The sequence below is a fragment of the uncultured Cellulomonas sp. genome (genome assembly GCF_947494015.1).
Classification (GTDB): Bacteria; Actinomycetota; Actinomycetes; order Actinomycetales; family Cellulomonadaceae; genus Pengzhenrongella.
The window spans coordinates 91,660-111,031 of the sequence record NZ_CANLTL010000016.1; the positions used below are offsets into that span (position 1 = coordinate 91,660).

General features: G+C 66.7%; 8 protein-coding genes and 1 pseudogene. 4 read left to right on the plus strand and 5 right to left on the minus strand.

Annotation, left to right across the window (positions count from 1 at the left end; all coding sequences use genetic code 11):
• Positions 1-182 precede the first annotated feature (182 nt).
• A pseudogene (locus Q0840_RS16400) lies at positions 183-714 on the plus strand (transposase); the annotation flags it as partial.
• Between the two features lie 339 nt (positions 715-1,053).
• Here Q0840_RS16400 and Q0840_RS16405 read toward each other — a convergent pair.
• The 3 genes from Q0840_RS16405 to Q0840_RS16415 all read right to left on the minus strand — a co-directional run bounded on the left by Q0840_RS16405 (position 1,054) and on the right by Q0840_RS16415 (position 7,297).
• Positions 1,054-2,064, minus strand: a complete 1,011-nt coding sequence (locus Q0840_RS16405) for a WxL protein peptidoglycan domain-containing protein (RefSeq protein ID WP_367183147.1) — start codon at positions 2,062-2,064, stop codon at positions 1,054-1,056.
• Between the two features lie 112 nt (positions 2,065-2,176).
• Positions 2,177-2,800, minus strand: coding sequence for a hypothetical protein (locus tag Q0840_RS16410; protein ID WP_298461397.1), 624 nt, complete (start codon positions 2,798-2,800; stop codon positions 2,177-2,179).
• 96 nt (positions 2,801-2,896) lie between these two features.
• Entirely contained in the window at positions 2,897-7,297 is a 4,401-nt protein-coding gene (locus Q0840_RS16415) for a discoidin domain-containing protein (protein ID WP_298461399.1), read from the minus strand.
• Between Q0840_RS16415 and Q0840_RS16420 the strand changes: the two genes are divergently transcribed.
• From Q0840_RS16420 to Q0840_RS16430, 3 genes are all read left to right on the plus strand, one after another.
• Positions 7,296-7,592: a hypothetical protein gene (locus tag Q0840_RS16420; RefSeq protein ID WP_298461401.1), complete on the plus strand. Its 297-nt coding sequence runs from the start codon at positions 7,296-7,298 to the stop codon at positions 7,590-7,592. The genes Q0840_RS16415 and Q0840_RS16420 overlap by 2 nt on opposite strands.
• A 565-nt stretch (positions 7,593-8,157) precedes the next feature.
• On the plus strand, positions 8,158-8,796 hold the full coding sequence (locus Q0840_RS16425) for a DeoR/GlpR family DNA-binding transcription regulator (RefSeq protein ID WP_298461404.1): 639 nt from the start codon (positions 8,158-8,160) through the stop codon (positions 8,794-8,796).
• Entirely contained in the window at positions 8,690-9,040 is a 351-nt protein-coding gene (locus tag Q0840_RS16430) for a hypothetical protein (protein ID WP_298461408.1), read from the plus strand. The genes Q0840_RS16425 and Q0840_RS16430 overlap by 107 nt, the downstream gene beginning before the upstream one ends.
• A gap of 35 nt (positions 9,041-9,075) precedes the next feature.
• Here the strand turns inward: Q0840_RS16430 and Q0840_RS16435 are convergent, their stop codons facing one another.
• Together Q0840_RS16435 and Q0840_RS16440 are read right to left on the minus strand one after the other, a co-directional pair.
• Positions 9,076-12,396, minus strand: coding sequence for an S-layer homology domain-containing protein (locus tag Q0840_RS16435; protein WP_298461411.1), 3,321 nt, complete (start codon positions 12,394-12,396; stop codon positions 9,076-9,078).
• Between the two features lie 107 nt (positions 12,397-12,503).
• The gene (locus tag Q0840_RS16440) at positions 12,504-18,839 is read right to left on the minus strand and encodes a chitobiase/beta-hexosaminidase C-terminal domain-containing protein (protein ID WP_298461414.1); all 6,336 of its coding nucleotides are present in this window, start codon (positions 18,837-18,839) and stop codon (positions 12,504-12,506) included.
• Between the last annotated feature and the right edge of the window lie 533 nt (positions 18,840-19,372).

The window sequence follows — 19,372 nt, forward strand, 5'->3', positions numbered from 1 at the left end:
GCAGCGGTGTGTTTCGATGAGACTTGATCGGATTCGTTGTCTTATGGTCGCGCCTTAGTACTTTTGGCCTTGGGCCCACCCGCAACGTGGATGTTGCAGGTGGGTTGCTCTCCACCTTCCCCTGACCTGCTGCGGCGCATCCCGGACCGGGGTGTGGGCCCTACGACGCCCACGACACCGTCCGCGACGGGGCGAGGGTCGCCGAGCTCACCGACCCGCTGGACCTGACCGGCTTGCCGCCCGGGATGCGAGTCATCGTCCGTAAGGAACGGCCCTACCCCGGCGCGCAGCTGCGGTTCGAGGACGTCGAGGGGGATGCGGATCACCGCCTTCGCCACCAACACCGCCCGCGGTCAGCTCGCGGACCTGGAGCTACGCGACCGCCGCCGGGCCCGGGTCGAGGACCGCGCATCCGGATCGCCAAGGACACCGGCCTGGCCAACCTGCCCCTGCACTCCTTCAACGCCAACCGGATCTGGTGCGCCCTCGTCGCCCTCGCCGCCGACATCACCGCCTGGATGCAGATGCTTCGCCCTGCACGAGCACGACGCCCGCCGCTAGGAACCCAAGAAGCTCCGCTACCGGCTCTTCACCATCCCGGCGACCGTGGCCCGCTCCGGGTGCCGCCTGCGCCTGCACCTCGCGGCCCGCGCACCATTCGCCAAGCTGACCCTCGCCGGGCTCGCCAAGCTCGGCGCCCTCGCGCCCGGCTAAGACCGCCGACCATTACCCCGACGACCCCAGCACACCCCCGGCAGTGGACCGGCGCCCCAGCCCGCACGACACCGGGCCGCCGTGTCGCACCTTCACGCCACGGCCCGATGAAAGATCGAGGCTAGCGCGACACCGCCGAGGTCCGCGAGCCCCGCGAGTCCTGTGGATGCGCGAGTTGATTGCAGTGTGGCGGTCATGTGGACTCGGTGATGAGCACGTTGATCTAAATCTGATTGTTCGGCGCATGATCAAAACCATTGGTGTCACCGGTTATGAGGCCCGCATCGGATGAGTCGAGCGTCAGGGGAAGGCTCTGGGTCCAGTCGTTGGTGAACGAGATCACGCGTCCCCTTCGTTGTGAAGCGCCGCTCGTCGGCCTTCTTCACGTGCGAGCGATACAAGCTTTGCCGTCTTACGGCGGGACTGGGTTCGACTCCAAACCAGTCCGAGAATAAGGAGAAGCACACCGCCGCACACCATCAGTTGCGGCCAAGGAATCGCCCAGATCAAGATCGGTTCGACGGTGGGGTCCATGCCTACCGCTAACCCGTCGAGTGCAATGACGGCCGGGGTCAGGTCGATCTCACCGGTGATGAGAAACAACGGCCACGCCTGCTCGACCGTGACCGTCAGCGTCCGCGATTCACCAGGGAGTAACTCTTGCTCCGGTTCTGATTCTCCAGGAAAAGACGTGCTGCGGGCGGCAGCGTCGACGGTGCCCCGCAATAGCAGGCGGGCGTTGCCGGAATTGCGTGCCTCGAAGGTAATGCTGGCACGGCCCGGGCTGAAGGGATTCCAGGACAACGAGTACTGGGCATCGAGAACAACCAACTCCACCGCAGGGTCGATCGTGCCGGTGACTCGGGTCATCACACGGAAGCCGACTCTGCTTTCCATCCCGATCCGGGCGCCGTCCTCGTCCAGGATCTCGCTACGAATAGAGACAGCGACACCAGCCGCATGGTCGCCAGGTTCTGCATTTTCGGGAACGCGGACCACGAACGGGACTATTGCAGTCGCGGTCGGTTCGACCGTGACGGTGTCCTGAACGGTGATCCATGTTCCAGCCCCCGTGGAGGGCTCCCCTGGGGGCAACATGTCGAAGCGGCCAGCATCGGTGAAGTACCCGTCAGCCGCATCGGTCTTAAAGGCCACGGTCTGGTCGCTGAAGTTCTTCACCGCAATGTAGTCGGTGGCTTGATCCCCTGGGTCGAGGGCGAGCTCAACCCAGGATCGTCCGTCTGGCCCGGACTGGTTTGCAGGTCTCACTGACCACGTAATGTCGGACGTATCCTCGGCGAACGCCGCGGGTGCCGGCTGCAGCACTAGTACGACGAGTAGAACAAGCACACCGATTGCTGCGCTGATCGTGGACGTTCGTCCGTTCAGGACCTGTGAAGACAATGGAACTACTCCAACGAGGGACCTGGAGCCGACGGACGCCGGCCCCAGGTCCGATCGTCTACTCAAACAGCGACAGGGTCAAGGTCGAGGCGTAACCACCGGGTGCCACGGTCGACGGGACCTTCAGCAGCAGATCCGCCGTCGCGTTCCACGACCCGATCGCCTCCTCCGACGTCGACGCCATCGCGAGCAGTTCCTGCCCGACCAGACCAACGTTGTTCGGCGGGGAATCTAGCACCGTGTCCACAGTGTCACCCGGAGCAACCACACCGGTGCCTTCCGGATCCTCCACCTCAGGGGTCCAACCCAAGTGCCCCGCGCTGATGGACTCCTGGCCGGGGTCGGCGACGAAATCGGTCGCCGTGCCGATCACATACCAGTACGCCCCGTCAGGAATCTCATCCGCCGTGCGAGTGTCTCTCACCGTCACTGTGGGGAGTTGTCCGCGGAACTCCCGCACCCCAGGGTCCGTGGACGCGCCCTCCACGAGGGACACCGAGTCCCCGCCGACAGTCATCGCTAGCACCCCGGGCTCGGTGATCTCTTCGATCGTCACATTCACATCGACATCATCCGGGTCACCCACGATGTCTTCTGCGAACGCGGCGCCGGCCACGCCCGTCAGCAGAATCCCGCCAAGTACCGCGGCCGATGCCCGCAATACAACACCATTATTTGCCATTGTTCTTCTCCAAGTTGAGCCCCACCCGTAGGTCGAGCATTCTGACGAGCTTGGAGGCGGGTGCCGAGCGCCACTGCGCCCGGCACCCAACCTCATCTAGTTACACACGATCCCCGCGTACGGAACCGCGATCGTGTGAGCACCCACATCACCCGACGACGGCGACACCGCCACCGAGATCTCACCGGCATACAGTGTCGTGAGCCGGGTCGAGAACGCCTGGCTCACGCTCTTCCCAGCAGCCACATTCGCGAACGACTTCGAACCAAACGACGACGTCGCAACGAGGCCCACTGGGGCATCCGCATCGTTTGTGGCCTTGACCGTCAGGACGGCCTTGCCGGCGATGCACTTCACGGTGCTGGCAGCGGTGACCTGCAGGTCGATGACGCTCACGAGTCCATCGATCGCCGTGCGGATGGCACCCGCCGCCGCATCGACCTCGGCTTGCGTCGTGGCGGGATCATCGGCACGATCGAGCACCGACTTGCCGTTGTCGACCGCCCCGCGCAGCGTGCTCACCGAGTCATGAGTGTACTCGTCAGCCTGTGCGAGGGCGGCTTCGCCGTCGACGATCGCCTCAGCGAGATCCACCACGGCCAAAGCCGCACCGGAATCAGCATCGACACCCTTAAGAGATCGGATCGCGTTGATAAGTGGTGTGGCCACATCACCGACGTCGCCCTGGGTGTGCTCAGTCTCCTCGCCTTCGTGCTGGAGCGTGTCCAGCAACTCCCGCGCAGGTGCCAGCGCCTCCGTCAGAGCCGCGAGCGACTCTTCAGTGAAGGTATCGGTCATCTCCGACAACAGCGCGCCCTGCCCGACTGCGGCCTCCAGCGCGACGACGTCGAGCGGGATGAGCTTCTTCGCACTGATCTCCAGCTCGTAGAGGCCCCGCGACCAATCACCGCCACTCCCGTGGACCACGTCGTAGCTCTGGGCGTTCTGGAACTTGACGTATCGGTACGAGTTCCCCGAGAGGTCGTCCCCCATGAATCCGGGCACGTCGTTCTTGGTCTTGTCGACGATCTTGGTCCAGTTCTGGTTGTCATTCGACCCAAGAACCGCGTAGCGGTGTGCGTTGTCCGACCCCGAGACCGACTTGAACGACAGGGCGATCGACGTGAGGTCGCGCTGCTGACCGAGGTCCAGCGTGATGAAGAACTTCTCGTTCCTTCCCTTGTAGATGCTTTCCGTTCCGTCGTAGTTGTTGACGTCCGTCTTGAGGCCGTTGAAGGCCTGATCGACTCCGAAGTTCCGAATGATGCCCTGCTGCTCGAGCTCACCGCCCGGGCAGGTGACCCACTCGGTCTCGCCGGAGAGCCCGGCCGGGTCGAACTTGTCGCACTCGTAGAACGTCCCCGGATCCTGATAGTCGATCACGCGAGGAGTGTGATTGTTCGGATCGATGTCGCCGAGGTTGGCCTCATCGGTCGCGATTTTCACGATCTCGTCGGTGCCATCGCCGCCTTCGACGATGCCCGCTTCGAGGTCGATGCGGACCTTCTGCGAGTAATCTACCTTCACCAAGCCCGGCGCCGGCGCATACGTCGCCGCTTTCACCTCGGTGCCCTCGCGATCGTGTCCAATCACGACTTCTTCACCGGTGGCAGCGCCAGGACCTTCAGCGTCGTCATCGATCGTCAGCGGCAACCACACGGTCGTGGAGTCCGCGAGATCCTCGCCCAGGTCGAAGAGCGCCCAGCGACTTCCGTTGAAGAGGTACACCGGCTCGTCCTTCGTGCCGAGGTTCCACACACCACCGACCTGGCTGTTGTAGGTCGTGTTATCGGCGAAGGGCTGCAGCTTCGTCCACTCATCCTTTCCGTTGCGATACCCGTTGCCATCACGTTCCGAGGCGAACCCGGAAGCGATGTCCTCCGTGCGCTGATACTTCGCCTGGTTCTTGTACCAGCCCGACTGGCCGGAGGTGAGCAGATAGACGTACTCACCACCTGGACCGCGAATGGCCTGCGGCGCCTCACGGCTCTCTGCCACGTTGATGTCGTACTGCTTGGTGGGATCGACGGCTGTCATGTCGTCGTTCATTCCCCACACGCGCATGTAGATGTGGTCCTGTCCGGTGATGAAATACGGCTTTCCATCGCCACCGAACTTTTCCTCGTCCACGAACATCGCGTAGTCACGACTGCCGAAGCCGATGTTCTGGCCGTAGCGTGCCGGAACCGGATCGGCGCCGTCCATCGTGTAGTAGACCTCGGCGTTGTACGTCGGGGACAAGACGCGCAGTTCTGCGTAACCGAACATGCCGCCCTCTTCAGGGAGGGCGTAGTTGCCCGATTTGAACGTCATCACCGGATCGAACACCGGCACGTCCGCGGATTCCTGCGTTCCTTCGCCCGCGAGCGTGAAGGAGGTTTCCGCTACGTCGGAGAATTCCGTCTCGTCGAAGTTCGTCGACACTGCCTTGATGACAAGCCCGTCGGTGATCCCGACATCCGGCACGTGATAGCGGTTGTCCCACTGCCAGGCGGTGTCGCTGGTCCGAGGATCAGACCCGTCGGTGGTGACGATCACCTTGTAGTTCTGCAGGTTGATGTCGGCCGTGACATACACCCGGTCGCCCGCGTTGGCGACGACCGAAGCGCTGTCGCTGTTGACGCCCTGATTCTCGTCGACTCGAGGTGAGATCTCGGGAACTGCCAGGCCCTGCCGCTGGTCACTGTCGTCTGCAACCGCGTTGTATTGTTCGGCCACGACACCCGACTGGTCGATCTCGTCCAAGAGCGGGATCGTGTTGTCTTCGGTGTTCGGATCGTACGCGCCGGCCCCGCCTTCGGGCTGCTCGGTAAATGTGACCGTGTAGGTCCTGCTCACCACCGGATCATCGGCGCTGGTCGCCACACTCACGGTGGCGACGTAGCCGTTGTCGGCAGTCGGCTGCTCGATGTCGACCACACCCTTGGCGTTGACGGCAGCAACCTCGCCGATCGCATCAAGATCCGCGACCGCCACTGAATAGTCCGGTGTGCCGGACTTGAATCCGCGTACCGTCGAATCACCGAAGGTGATGCCGTCGATGGAGGCTTCTCCGATCTCGTCCACGACAGAGAGGGTGATCTCGTTCGCCTTCATCCACTGGCCCTGCATCGTGACACGCACCCGGTCGACCGGCTGCTCAGCGCCCAGCGCGACGTCATAGGTGCCGACCTGCCCGCCTGTGTCCGTCTCCCCGAGCTTCGCCCACGACCCGGACGCCGTGCGTCCTTCCACGCGGATGCCGCTGGGAGCTTGCTCCGAGAAAACGACCTGGGCGTTGTCGAGGGTGACAAAACCCGCGTCGTACTTGAAGGTCGCGCTGGCGTTGGAGCTACTCCATGAGGACCAGCGAGACTCGTTGCTGGTGTCGCCGTCACAGACGAACTGTCCGGAGCCGGTCTCCTGGTACGACACGTTGAAGGACAGACCTGCCACGCCGCACGCGGTGAACGACTCAGTGTCACCCGGCCCGCCGCCTCCAGGCACTTCATCGGTCGGAAGGGCGATACCGTCGTTGGTGGATGCCTGTCCGAGCTTGCCTTCGTATCCTTCGGTCGAGATACCGGCAGCCTTGGTCCGGTCCGACTTGGCCGCGGGGTAACGCACAATGTACGACCCAGCATTCGGGCTAAGACCCGCCGCCTGGGCAGCCTCGTACGCCGAGGAGTCGTAGGGGGTCATGCGAACGGCCGTCGCCTTGAGCGTCATGTCGTCGCGGAGATCGTTGAAGTTGTAGATCCACCACGTCCCCTCCTGCACCGACGTCCCGTACAGACCATCTTCGATTCGGGAAGCGGGCTTGTTGGGATCGTAGTCGCCAGACTGGGGGCCGGACGGCTTGGGGAATGTCGAGATCTGCGGGGGGTAGTCCCGCCCATGCACGGGGACCTGCGGCGTCCCGTCGTATACGCCTGCGGCGTTCTGGGTGTCAAAGTCCGAGCGCAGTTGTCCGACACGATCACCCATCGCCTGGGCGAAGTCGGTCGTGCCGGCCTCACCGGTCCCGCCGACGTTGATGCTCGCGCCGGGTCGGGCGTGTGTTGCCACGATTTCGTACGGGCCCTCAGGGGTGTCTGAAGCCAGGACGATCACTTCGGACGCGCTGTAGGTGGCCTTGAGCTCCCAGTGAGCCCAGATCACGTACTTGCCGGTCGGGGCGCGCTCGAAATCGACTCGCTCGAGTTTCGCATTCGCCAGCGGGTGGGTCACCGTGCCGTCGGGCAGGGTGTAGGTTGAGTCCGGCCCGGCGACCTTCCCGACCAGTTCCTTGTCGCGCCAGTCCGTCCCCTTGTACAGGTAGAGGCTGTCGCCACCGGCCGATGAATCGATCTGGGCAGCTCCGATTGAGTAGTAGTACCCGTCGATGTCGCGGTTGTCCAGGCCCGGTCCGGCCATCGGCTGCCCATCAGACGCGAGACCCGTCGCGTTGTCGACGATGAATTCGTCGGAGGGGGGCACGTCTTCAGCCATCGCGGGCGCGCTCAGCCCAGCGATCATGGTGATCGCAGTGATTCCGGAGAGCATGCAAGTGCGCCGGCTTCCCGATCTCGCCCTTCTTATGAACGACTCCCTTCGCTTTGGTGCCGGCGTCGGCAGCGCTGGTGGATTCGCGGACCTCGCCAATCTCTTTGGGGAACTGGCTGCGTTGTCTCTCACTGTTCTTTCCATCCCTCCTTGTTTCGACCGTCACGAAGTGACGATCATCGTGAGCGGGACGCTCACGATCCTTCCGGCGGTGTCGATGCACTCAGCTGCTGTGCATAAGTACCCGTCGGCCTTCGGGTGGCCGTAAGTTCTGGCGACGAGGGGGTGACTCGTCGGTCCGCTGCAAGCGCCGACTCGTCGTCGGCTTGAAGCGTCGGGAGGCTGTGGCCACTGACGCGCTGGTTACCACGCCGGGGAACGGCATCATCTGTGGCGACTGTCCTCGACGCTGCAAGCGGGCCGGGCGCGGTTGTCACACGCGGCCGATCGCTTGTGCCCACCGGAAAAGTCGGCGATCGGCTCCCGCACGGACGCTGCTAAGGGCGGCTGTTGGGCCGCCGGCAGAAGCGGGAGAGAGAGGCGACGTCATCGTCACTGTTGGTTCCGTTCGTTGCACTCCGGGGAGTCGTGCACCAAGCATGTTCACGCTGTCGTTGTTTGCGTAAACACTGACGGTAGTGGTTGACGGCGAGTCTGTCTAGCAAACTGGGGAGCAGGTGTAGACGGGCTTCATCGCCGGGCAGAGAGCGCGACGAGAGCGACTGGCTCCTGAGCAGCGACCGCCATCAAGGGACTTGGACTGCGCTGAAGTCCCCTGGCGCACGCCGGATGCGTTATTCGGTGACAGTGGATTCAGCGTGGATACTGCTTGGATGCTCGCCACCCAGCGTCAGGAGCGGATCCTTGCTGAGGTCCGCACGCGCGGTGCTGCGCGGGTCACCGACCTCGTGGCCGCGCTGGACGTCTCAGACATGACGGTCCGCCGCGACATCGCCGAGCTCGCCCGCCGGGGGCTCGTCCGACGTGTGTATGGGGGCGCGGTGAGCCCGCCAGCACACCGCGCACGAGCAGAGGTTTACGACGAAGCGCGGGCTGGCCGCGGCTCAGGAGCTGGTGATCGCCCGTGCAGCGCTGGCCCACGTCACCCCGAATCGTCGATCGCCCTTTCGGCAGGCTCTACGACGCACGCTCTGGCCGAGCCCATCGCGGCTGCGTCGCACCTGCGCCCCCTCACGGTCGTGACGAACTCCGTGCCTGTGTCGGACGCTCTGCACGCCGTCGGACGCATGCCGCAGTCGTCCGGCGACGCGCAGGGTCTGGATGTCGTGCTGACCGGTGGCGTGCGGACGCCGTCGGATGCGCTGGTGGGGCCGGTGGCCGACGCCGCCCTGGGGCAACTGCGGGTTGACCGGCTTCTTTCTTGGCGTCCACGGCCTAGGAGCCGACGGTCTGACCACCCCCAACCTCCTGGAGGCGCAGACCGACCGTGCCCTCATCGCGTGTGCCGGTGAGGTCGTGGTGCTGGCCGACCGCAGCAAGTGGGCGTCTTCGGGCAACAGCAGGTCGGCCCACTCCTACGCGTACGCGACCGCGCTGTACACCTCGGTGTCCTCGAATTCTCGCACCCGTACCCTGCGTCGGGCCGACTGCCTGGGAAAGCCCGCCCACCGCCGACGAAGTCCGTGGTACCTGACCCGCAGACCGCCGCGGCCACGTGCCGGGCTCGGGTGCGGACGCGGCGGAGCGGGCCGGTGAGGATGATCCACCGGCCCGCTCCGCCCGGTGCACGCTCAGTCGTCGATGCGCAGCACGCCGACGAACGTGTCGTACCGGTGGAGGAACGCGGCGATCGCCTGCCGGGTGACCGGGCGGGTCTTGCCGAACACCTCGCCGTCGTAACCCTGTGCGATACCGGCGCGCGCGGTCCATGCGATGGCCTCGGCGAACTGGTCATCGACGGGCACATCGACGAAGCCCCCGGTGCCGCCGACGGCCGGCTCACCGGCCAACCGGTGCAGGAATGCTGCCGCCGCCTGCCGGCTCACCGGCTTCGTTGCTCCGAACGTCCCGTCGTCGTACCCCTGGGCGAGCCCTTGCGCGGCCATCCACTCGATCGCGACGTAGAACTGGTGGTCGGGGCCGACGTCGGTGAACGTCGGTGCGCCGTCCGGCACGAACTCCTCTCCGGAGTACCGGTAGAGGAAGGCAGCCATCGCCTGCCGAGAGACGGGATGCGCCGGGTAGAAGTACACCTGGTCACCGACCCGGGTGCCGTTGGCCAGACCGCGCTCGGCGAGCCAGCGGATGTCCGTGTAGAAGGCATCACCCGCCCTCACGTCGACGAACTCCGGCACCGGCCGCGGCTTGGGATCGGGCTCCGGGGCGGGGACGGCGGAGACCATGAGCCAGCTGACCTGGATGTCCGGTGACCTCGTAGGTTCGATCGTCACCGTGATGGTCCCGCCTTCGCCGACGACGATGCCGTCGTAGGTGCCGGACGTGTACGCGCTCGCGAACAGCCGCTCCTCGTCGACCATGGCCCCGTTCACCGAGACCCGGGCGGCGCGGTTCGCCTGTGGCCACGGGTCGTGGTACCCGGCCCGGACGGTGTACGTGCCGGGCGTCAGCCCGCCGAAGGTGTAGACGAGCGGCTGCTTCTCCATGGCATAGCGCAGGGTGCTGTAGATGTCCCCCGCCGCGTCTCCCGCGGTACCGCTGGCACCGGTGAAACCCCAGCTGGTCCCTGTGACGGGGTCGGCTCCGAGCTGCTGCTCCGGCAGCGAGTTGAGCAGCGCTCCTTCGGCCTCGGCGACGTCGACGATGCGCCGCCAGTCGGCCGTCTCCGCGCCGCCGGCGTTCACTACGTAGCGCAAATCGTGCGGGACGACGAGCACGTCCCGGGTGAACGTGCGCCCGTCGGCTAGCACGCCGCGCACCTTGCTCACCCCCGGCTGGGTGACGGTGGTCTCGTCCCAGGTCACGGGTAGCTGTACCGACGTGCCTTCGGTGGTGACCCGGACCTCGGCCGGCAGGTCGCGCGTGTCGCCGAGCCAGACGTGGTCTGGCATCGCGGTGTCGACCGTCCACCGCTGGTAGGGCTCGAGGTCGGTCAGGTCCCACTCCTGCGGCGCGGTGAGGGAGACCGTCCCGCCCTCGCCGAAGCGGATGGGCAGCCACACGTACGGGGCCGCGGCTAGGTCGTCGGGCGTCCAGCGGTCGCCCATGAAGATGAATCTGCCGGTTGCGGGGTCCACGGGGATCACCGAGGTGCTTTGCGACCGGAACGTGTTGGCGGCGCCCTCGCCCGTGATCGGGTTGCCCCGGTCGGTCCACTGACCCAGGACCTCGGTCGCCGTCGCGTACTGGGCCGGGTTTGGGTCCCACCCGGTCGCACCGGAGGTGATGAGGTAGTACGTCCCCTGAGACTTAAACATCGCCGGCGCCTCACGCTGGTTGCACGGCAGAGTCCGGACGAAGTCCCGCCCCTGGACGGCGTCCTGCGGTGCAGCGGACAGGTAGGTGTAGTCGGCGTCCAACTTGGAGATGTACATCGTCCGGTTCTCCTCGGACGAGTAGATGATGTACGCCGTGCCGTCATCGTCGACGAAGAGGTTCATGTCGCGCGCCATGCCGCCGGCGGGGTCGAACGCCGCGCCCGTGCCGCACCACGTCACCGAGTCGCTCGGGACGTTGTTAAGGCGGTAGGAGTCAATCCATCGAAAAGGCCCGGTGGGCGAGTCGGCCACCGCGACGCCCGCCTCGGCGCGAGCGTAGGTCGAGGTGCTCGTGGGCGAATCCGGACCATCGGAGTGGACCCACATTACCCACTGGTCCGTGGTCTCGTTGTAGATGACCTTCGGGCGCTCGAGGATCGACGGCGCCGCCCAGCCGTCAGTGCGGACGGAATTGGTGGACAGGTCCCGCCACACCACCTCGCGCTGCTCGGTGGTGTAGTCGGCATAGAGGCCCGCGAAGTACTCGTCGGTCGTGAACTGGTCCGGTGAGCTCATCGCCCGCAGGGCCAGTCCCTCGTCGGTCCAGTTGTACAGGTCGCGCGAGGAGTACACGTGCACCCCGGGGCTGTCGTAGTAGCCGTTGGAGCGGTCCTCGCCGTACCAGTACCAGATCCGCTCACCCGCCTCGTCCGTGGCTGGGACGACCTGGCCCCCGTGGGCCTGGATCACCCGTCCGTCGGTGTCGAGCCATGGCTCGCCCGGACGGAAGGAGTCGTACGTGACGATCGGTCGCAGCGCGGCGTGGGCGACGGCCACCGCTCGGTAGGCCGCCTCAATCGCGACGACGTCCGTCGACCCGGCGTCCGCGAGTGCGCGCGCCTCGTCGAGCGCTGCGCGCAGGTCGGCCACGCTCTCCGGGGCGTACCCGGCCGCCTCCTCGTCGCTCAGGGCGAACCGGGCGATCTGGGCCTCGAGGACGGGGACCGTCCACTGCTGATCCGCGCGCACGATGACGTAGCTGACCATCGGGTCGGCGTCGGCGCTCGTCCGGTCAACAGGGCTGGCCACGGCGACGTCGAGGGTGCCGTCGGACACCTGCACGTCGGCGTAGCTCTTCTCGAGCGGGCCAGTGCCGGTGTCGAAGGTCTCCAGGTCCTGGCCCTCGGCGCGCGTGACGACCTGGCGACCACCCCACCCGGAAGGCACCGAGAACCCGACCGTGAGGTCGTAGGTGCCGGACGGCAGGTCAAAGGCGTAGGCGACCTGCCGCGTGCGCAGGTCCGCGCCGGCCGGCTCGTCGTCGTAGCGGAGGGACACCAGCCGGTCATTGCCGGTGCTCGTGTTGGCCACCGGGTTTGAGGTCGCGTCGACGACGTAGCCCCAGCTGTGCCCCGTGCGGGCGTCGGTGCTGTACGGCTGATCGGTGAGCGTCTGGTACAGCCCCAGGTGGTCGCCGTCCGCGACGGAGTCGACGACCTGGGCACCGACGTTCGCGAAGTACAGCGTGAAGTCGCTCGCTACGAGCGTCTCGGGGGTGAGCTCGGGATAGGTTTCGGCGGCGGCTGCCGGTGACGCCAGCAGCCCGAACCCGAGTACTGCGGTGGTGGCGCCCGCGACGATCGATCGTCCGCGCGTCCTGGGTGGTGTGGGTCTCAACACTCTCTCCATCGTCTTTGACGAGTTCACGGCCCGACACCGGAGGGGAGGGGCAGCTCAAGGCAGCCCAGCTCCCCTCCGGTGCGGATTGAGGTGCCCCTGCAGACTCAGCGGCAGGCGAGTACGTCCCAGCGCACCTCCATTTCCGACTGGAAGCCAGCGCCACCCCCGATCCGGTGGGAGCTCACCACTCCGGTACCCCCTGGCAGTGGCGACCCGCCCGCCTTGAACGTCACCTGCGTGCTCTCACCGGGTGCAAGCCGGACGGGCTTCTTGCTCTCGCCGAGTGGCGTGGTCACCCGTGCGAGCACAGCCACCGACTCGTTGTTCTGCAGGTGCACCGTGAGGCGGGGCGCGTTCCCGACGCACGCCGTGGTAGTGCTCACCGTGAGCGCGACCTGGTCGTTCGTCCCAGGAGCCCACTCGGGGGTGACCCAGGCCGAGGGCAACGACGCCTCCGACGTGCCGACCGCATTGGTCGCGGTCACGATGAAGGAGTACGCCGTGCCGTTCGTCAGCCCCTCGACGCGGCACGTCGTGGCGCCGGTGGTGGAGCAGCCGGCGCCACCCTCCGTCGTCGTCACGGTGTAGCCGGTGACGGGCGTCCCGCCGTCCGACGCCGACGAAACCCAGCTGACCAGCACCGACCCGTCTCCCGCCGTCACCGACACGGCCGAGGGAGCCTCGGGCGTCGTCGCCGCGACCAGCGCCTCGATGGCCTTCGTCAGTGCCGCCGTGGCGGTGTCGACCTCCAACTGGGACGATTCACCACTGCGAACGGCCAGCGCCCCGTCCAGGGCCTCGCGCAGCCCCGCCAGGCTTTCGGCCGTGTAGACGACTTCCGTCTGCTCGACCAGCGCCTCGGCCTGCGCGATCGCCGCGTCCAGCGCAGTGGTGTCCACGGGCTCAGCCTGCGCCGGGCCGTAGACCTGCACTTCGACGAGGCCGGCAGCCCAGCCCGCTGCACTGCCGTTGTGGTCATTGGTCACACCGTCGACCGCGACCTGGACGTAGCGGAACTGACCCGTGACCGTGTCAGACGTGAACCCGACCGTCCGGTTGGAGGACCGGTTCGCCAACGTCGTCCACGTCACCCCGTCGTTGCTGCCCGACAGGACGTACTGGCTGTAGGCCTCCGAGCCGTTGTAGCTGCGCCAGCTGATGTCGACACGGCTCAGGTCCTCCGGCTGACCGAGGTCGACCTGCCAGGTGTACGTGGTGGTGTCGCCTGGGTAGAAGTAGTGGCTGTTGTCGTACGGGCTGGTCGTGTAGTCGATGCCGTCGTTGGCTGCCGCCGCTGCGCTGGCGAGCGGCTCCTCGCCCGGATCGGCGACGGCGTCGGTGTACCCGGGCGACAGGCTCCCCGAGGGTGTGGCACTGACGGGCTTGCCCTCCGAGAGCAAAGTGCTGCCGCTCGCGTCGATTTGACCGGTCTCCGTGTCGAGCGACCATGCGTCGGTGTACTCAAGCGTCACGTCGTGCGTGGCCGGGTCGATCTGCATCGGCAGCCAGACGTAGGTCGACATGCTGAGCGCGGACGGCACCCAGCGGTCGCCCATGTAGACGAACGAGCTGCCGCCGTCCGTCGTGTCCAGCTCCATGATGTACGTGGGCTGGCTCTTGAACGTGGTGTTGTTGCCGACGTTGATGTTCTCCGACCACCCGTCCGGGTTCGACAGGTCCGTGGTGTATGCGTACTTCAGCTGGTTCGCGTACCACCCCGACTGACCCGACGTGAACAGGTAGAACACGCCGTCGACCTCGGCGACCGCGGTCGCCTCGCGGCTCTCCCCGTTGAACAGCGGGTAGGAGTTCTCGTAGTCCGCGTGGAGGTAGTCGTCCGTCAGCGGGTAGATGCGCAGCTGCTCGTGCGCCTCGGCCGAGATGAGCCAGGCGCCACCGTCCGGGTCCTCGTACACGGTCATGTCGCGCGACTGGTGCCCGTTGGGCGTGTTGCCCGCCTCGATGTAGGCCTGCTCGGCAGCCTCGTAAGAACCTTCCGTCGCGATCAGCGCCTCGATCGCGTGCTCCTGCTCGAGGTCCCAGACCTCACCCTCGCCGGGGCGACCGTGGTAGAGGACCTGGTAGTCGCCGTCGATGGTCGGGCTCGTCGCGACGACCACCTCGGAGGCGGAATAGGAGTCAGCCGTCTCCCAGTGGCCCCACAGGACGAACATGTCGGTCGCGTCGTTGTAGAGCAGCTTGGGCCGCTCGACCTTGCAGGTCGCCGCGCCGAGGACACCGCAGTCCAGACCCTCAGCCTCGGGCAGGAGGATGTGATCCACGAACTCCCAGTTCAGCAGGTCCTGCGACCGGTACAGGCTGGTGCCGTTGAAGGACGCCCCGTTGTGGGACTTGTCCTCACCGACCCAGTAGTACCACCCGTCGTGCTCGAGGAAGCCGCCACCGTGCGCCTGGATGGTGTTGCCGGCGGTGTCGAACCATGGCTGCCCCACCGGCACCGAGGTGTAGTCCCCCTCGTGGACGACGATCGTGTACGAGGCCGTCGTCACGGTGCTCGAGACACCGTTGCCGACCGCGACCGCGTTGACGACCGCCGAGCTGGACAGCGTGAACGGGCCGTCGTACCGCGTGCCGTTGACCCGGCTCGGGGTGCTGCCGTCCGTCGTGTAATAGACGACTGCGCCCTCCGGGGCCGTGATCGTGATCTGCTGGGCGCTGCCGTAGATCGCCGCCGCACTCGGTGCGGTCGTCGGCGCGGCCACCGTGTCTGCGCTCAGGTCCCAGGTCTGGGCACCCTCGGCGACTGCGAACCACGTCACGGTCGCGCCCTGCCAGGTGAGGTTGGTCAACCGGAGCTGGACCGTACCCACGCCGGACTCGGGCAGGGTGAACGTGCCGGCCATGCTGTATGAACGATCGGACGCCGAGATGTCACCCACGCTGCTCTGGACGATCTGGTGGGTCACCCCGGCGGCGTCGACCAGTGTCGCCTGCACCTGGCGGTCACCGGCCGACCACCACTCCTGGATCCCGAGCGCGACCGTGTAGTCCCCGGCCTCGCTCAGCTGCAAGGTGTAGGTGATCGGGTTACCGGCGCCGTTGCGCCCGTAGTGGCCGTTCAGCTCCTTGGTCGTGCCCTCAGGCACCGTGCCGTCCTGGCCGGAGTATCCCCAGCTGTTCGTCGCCGTCTTCGCCTGGTCGGAGACGTCGTTGAGCAGGGCGTCTCCGAGAAGCCACTTAGCACCCGTGAAGGCGCTCGACGTGGTGCCCGCGGTACCCGAATCCACGTACCACATGGTGTTCGGCGCGAGCGTCTCGATCGTGCCGGTGACGAAGCCGTCGAGCCCCTCTACCTGGCCATAGATCGTGTACGTCTTGTACGGCTTGGTGAAAGTCAGCCCCTCCAGGTCCCAAGTCACATGAGCCTGCGAGGTGCCGCCGTCGGCCGTCTCGACCTCGATCGTCTCGGGCAGGTCCGGCTCGGTGCCGACCACCACGGCGTAGGCCGGCGTGCCGACCACCCTCACCGGCGTGTTGCCGGAGCGGATCGAGTAGCTGGCGGTGAGCACGGGGCTGCTCGTGCTGCCGGACACGGCCACCGCCTTGAGGACGTGGTCGCCGACCTCGGTGAGCTCGATGGGTCCGGTGTACTGCGTGCTCGCGGCGGTGGGCGTCGAGCCGTCGAGCGTGTAGTAGATCTCCGCGGACGCGTCGGGGCTGCTCAGGGTGACGCTCTGCGCGCTGTAGTAGGTGCCGCCGCGCAGGTCCGCGAGCGGCATGCTCGTGGGCTCGCCGAAGACCGCCACCTCGTACAGCCCGTCGCCCCAGCCGGTCACGCCGCCGCCGTCGGCGACCTTCGCCGCGCTTGTCACCGTGAGCTTGACGTAGCGGTACGGGTTGGGGTCGGTGACCGGGTCGATGAGGTAGCCGACACGCGTGTTCTGGCTGCCGTCCACGAGCGCGGTGTACGTCCCGCCGTCGAGGCTTCCCGAGATCGTGTACTTGTAGGCGGCCTCGGAGCCGTTGTACAGGAAGGTCGTGGTATCGATTTCGCTGATCCGGGTGGCGACGCCGAGGTCGACGACCACGTCAAACGGGTAGGCGTCCGCGGCTCCCTCGCCGCTGGAGCGGAAGAACCCGGTGCCGGCGAGGTCTGCGCCGTCGGTGATCACCGACTCGTCGTTGTTCGCCGGGGCATTGTCCACCGAGACCGTCACGCTCTTGCCGAGAGAGACGTACTCCCCCGCCTGGACCGGGACGAGGCCGTGGTCGGCGTAGTACTCCACGCTGGTGAAGTACTCCATCGTCGCGAACCCGCTGTTGAAGCTGAGCGGTAGCAGGCGCGAGTAGTTGCCGGTGGGCTCGGGCTGGGCGAAGTTCGAGCCCCACCGCCAGCCGTAGAGCGCGTAGGTGCCGCTGCCGAAATCCGAGACCCCGGTCGACTGGGTGCCGTAGGTCGCCGCGTTGCCGATCTCGCGCAGCCCGCTCCACGGACCGTCGAGGGACTCGGCGGAGGCGTACATCGCCTGACTCGGGTACCAGCCGGAGGCTCGCGAACCGAAGAAGTAGTAGGTCCCGTCGTGCTTGACGATCGTCGGCGTCTCTCGGTGCTCGCCCTGGAAGGCGATCGTCACCAGTTCGGCGACGTCGGTCCAGTTCTCGTTCAGCTGGTAGATCGCGATGTCAGCGTTCGTGTTCGTCGCCGAGATCGCGTAGGCGGTCCCGTCCTCGTCGACGAAGATCGACATGTCCCGCGAGTCGCGGTTCAGGGGACGCGCGTCGTGGGTGACGGTGAGCTCTCCGCCGGGGACGACCTCGGCCAGGAGGAGCCGCGCCTCGGTGTAGTCGGCCGCGTTCTCTGCGTGCGCCGCGATGACGACATTCCCCGTCTCGGGGTTGAGGCGGGCGCTGAGGCCCTCAAGCTTGGTGTCCTCGAGGGTGACCAGCTCTCTCGGCATTCCGAACTGGTAACCATCGGCGGACGTCGACTCCAGAATCGTGACCGCGCCGCCGGACGACGTCGTCGTGTACAGGTAGTAGGTGTCACCAACCTCGACGCCACGGGGGCGCTCCAGGTCGTTGCCCCCAGTGGTGTTGTCCCAAACGACGGGGGTCCCGGCCGGCGTGAACGGCGTCGCCGTCGCCGCAAGTGACGTCGCCAGCAGTGTGTCCCCGCGGTACGCCTGGACCGTGTAGCTCACCGACTGACCGACGGGCAGGTCGTAGTCGTCGAACGTGTCACCGGTGGCCTCACCGACCGCCTGCCCGTCCCGCAGGACGACGAACCGGTCCGCGCCCTCGACCGCGTCCCAGATGACCTTGACGTCGTCGACGACGGTCTCGCCCTCGGTCTTGAACAGCGTCGCTGTGGCGGCCCACTGATCGATCGTCAGCTGGGCGGTGGTGACGTCGCTAACGTCGTCCCCAACGGCCGCGACGGCCTTGATCGTCGCGCTCTGGGTCAGTGCGAAGGGGCCCGTGTACGCGGTGGAGTCCGTTGTCGGCGTCGACCCGTCCAGGGTGTAGAAGATCTCCGCGCCCTGTGTCGCGCTCGTGATCGTCACGGTCTTCGACCCGCTGAACGTGCCCGACGACGGGTCGATGACCGGGGCCACCGTCAGACTGTCCACCGCGGCGACGCCGACCCAGCTGACGACCGGCCAGCCGCCGGAGACCTCGGTGAACCGCAGCCGGTACTGCCCGGCCTCGGTTGCCTCGAAACCCGCACTCGCCGTGACGATCGCGTTCCTGGTCAGCGCCATCCCGGGCGTCACCGTCGTAACGGTGCCGCTGGGCGAGACCACCTCGATCTTCTGGACGCGCCCCGGGGAGTTCCACCACTCGTAGGCACCGACCGTGACCGAGTACTTGCCCGGGTCGAGGGTGAGCACGTAGTCGGCTGGGTTGTCGTCGGCGTACAGGCCGGTAGCGTCCTTCGAGCTGCCCGCGTCCGTCTTCGATACCCAGTCGTCCCTGTCCCCCGGGCTGCCCGCGACGTCGTAGCCCCACGTCGCCCCGTCGAGGAACTGCTGGTCGCTCACCGTGTTGACGAGCGTCCCGCCCTCGCCGCCCGCAAGCTGTTCGACGGCGGCAAACTCTGACGAGTCCGTGCTCCCCGAGTCGATGAAGTAGACCAGGCTGTCCGGCACGACTTCAACACGGCCGACCACGGTGTCACCACCGTCGAGCGTCCCCAGCACCTGTTGTGTGCTGTAAGGCGTCGACGTGTCGACGGCCGACCACGTGACAGGCTCCGCCTGACCACCGATCACGACCGTCGCAGGAAGTGTCGTGGTGGGCGAGCCGACCAGCGCCGCGGCGCGGACGCCGCCCGCGTCGGGCGTCACCTCGGCCGCGACCGCCGACGGGGTCAGGAAGACACCGGCGGCCAGCACGCTGGCCATCACCGCCGCGGCTGTCATCGAGGGGCGCCGCCGCGCCTCGTCCGATGTGGGAAACAGCGCCGTTCGCTGCGTCATTGCAGTTCTCCATGAGTCGGGCCAGCAAAACACCGGGTGGGCCGACGGCGCATACAGGCGCCGTGACGGGACTTTGGGGGCGTTCCCCGCGCCTATCGCGGAGAAGCAAGAGATTGGCGGAGCGCCAGCCGGATGACCGAGGCGCCGGATGACCGAGGCGGGCCAGAATGTTTACGTCACCATCTTACGTCGGAGAGTGCCACGGCGGAACGGGCAATGTCAACCATCTCCGGCTGCTACGCACGGGGTTGGCGGTGGACGCTCCAAAGCGCGTGAACGTGGTGCCCGCAACGCGTAGCCACGAGGGATGAACGAAGAGGTCACGCACAGCGACGACAGGCGGGCCGCCGTGGCCGTTGTCGGCACGTCGCACTGTTAGCAACCGGCGTGCTGCGACATTGGGGTGCTGTTTTGTGGTGAACGGGCTGGCGCTCCTCGGCGCGTTGGTTCACGCCCACCTGACCCGCAGACCGCCGCGGCCACGTGCCGGGCTCGGGTGCGGACGCGGCGGAGCGGGCCGGTGAGGATGATCC

What these genes read in the sequence shown, in the direction of transcription:
- Q0840_RS16410 (WP_298461397.1), bottom strand. Translation starts at nt 2,800, where the DNA reads ATGGCAAATAATGGTGTTGTATTGCGGGCATCGGCCGCGGTACTTGGC.
- Q0840_RS16420 (WP_298461401.1), top strand. Translation starts at nt 7,296, where the DNA reads ATGGTGATCGCAGTGATTCCGGAGAGCATGCAAGTGCGCCGGCTTCCC.
- Q0840_RS16415 (WP_298461399.1), bottom strand. Translation starts at nt 7,297, where the DNA reads ATGATCGCTGGGCTGAGCGCGCCCGCGATGGCTGAAGACGTGCCCCCC.
- Q0840_RS16425 (WP_298461404.1), top strand. Translation starts at nt 8,158, where the DNA reads ATGCTCGCCACCCAGCGTCAGGAGCGGATCCTTGCTGAGGTCCGCACG.
- Q0840_RS16440 (WP_298461414.1), bottom strand. Translation starts at nt 18,839, where the DNA reads ATGACGCAGCGAACGGCGCTGTTTCCCACATCGGACGAGGCGCGGCGG.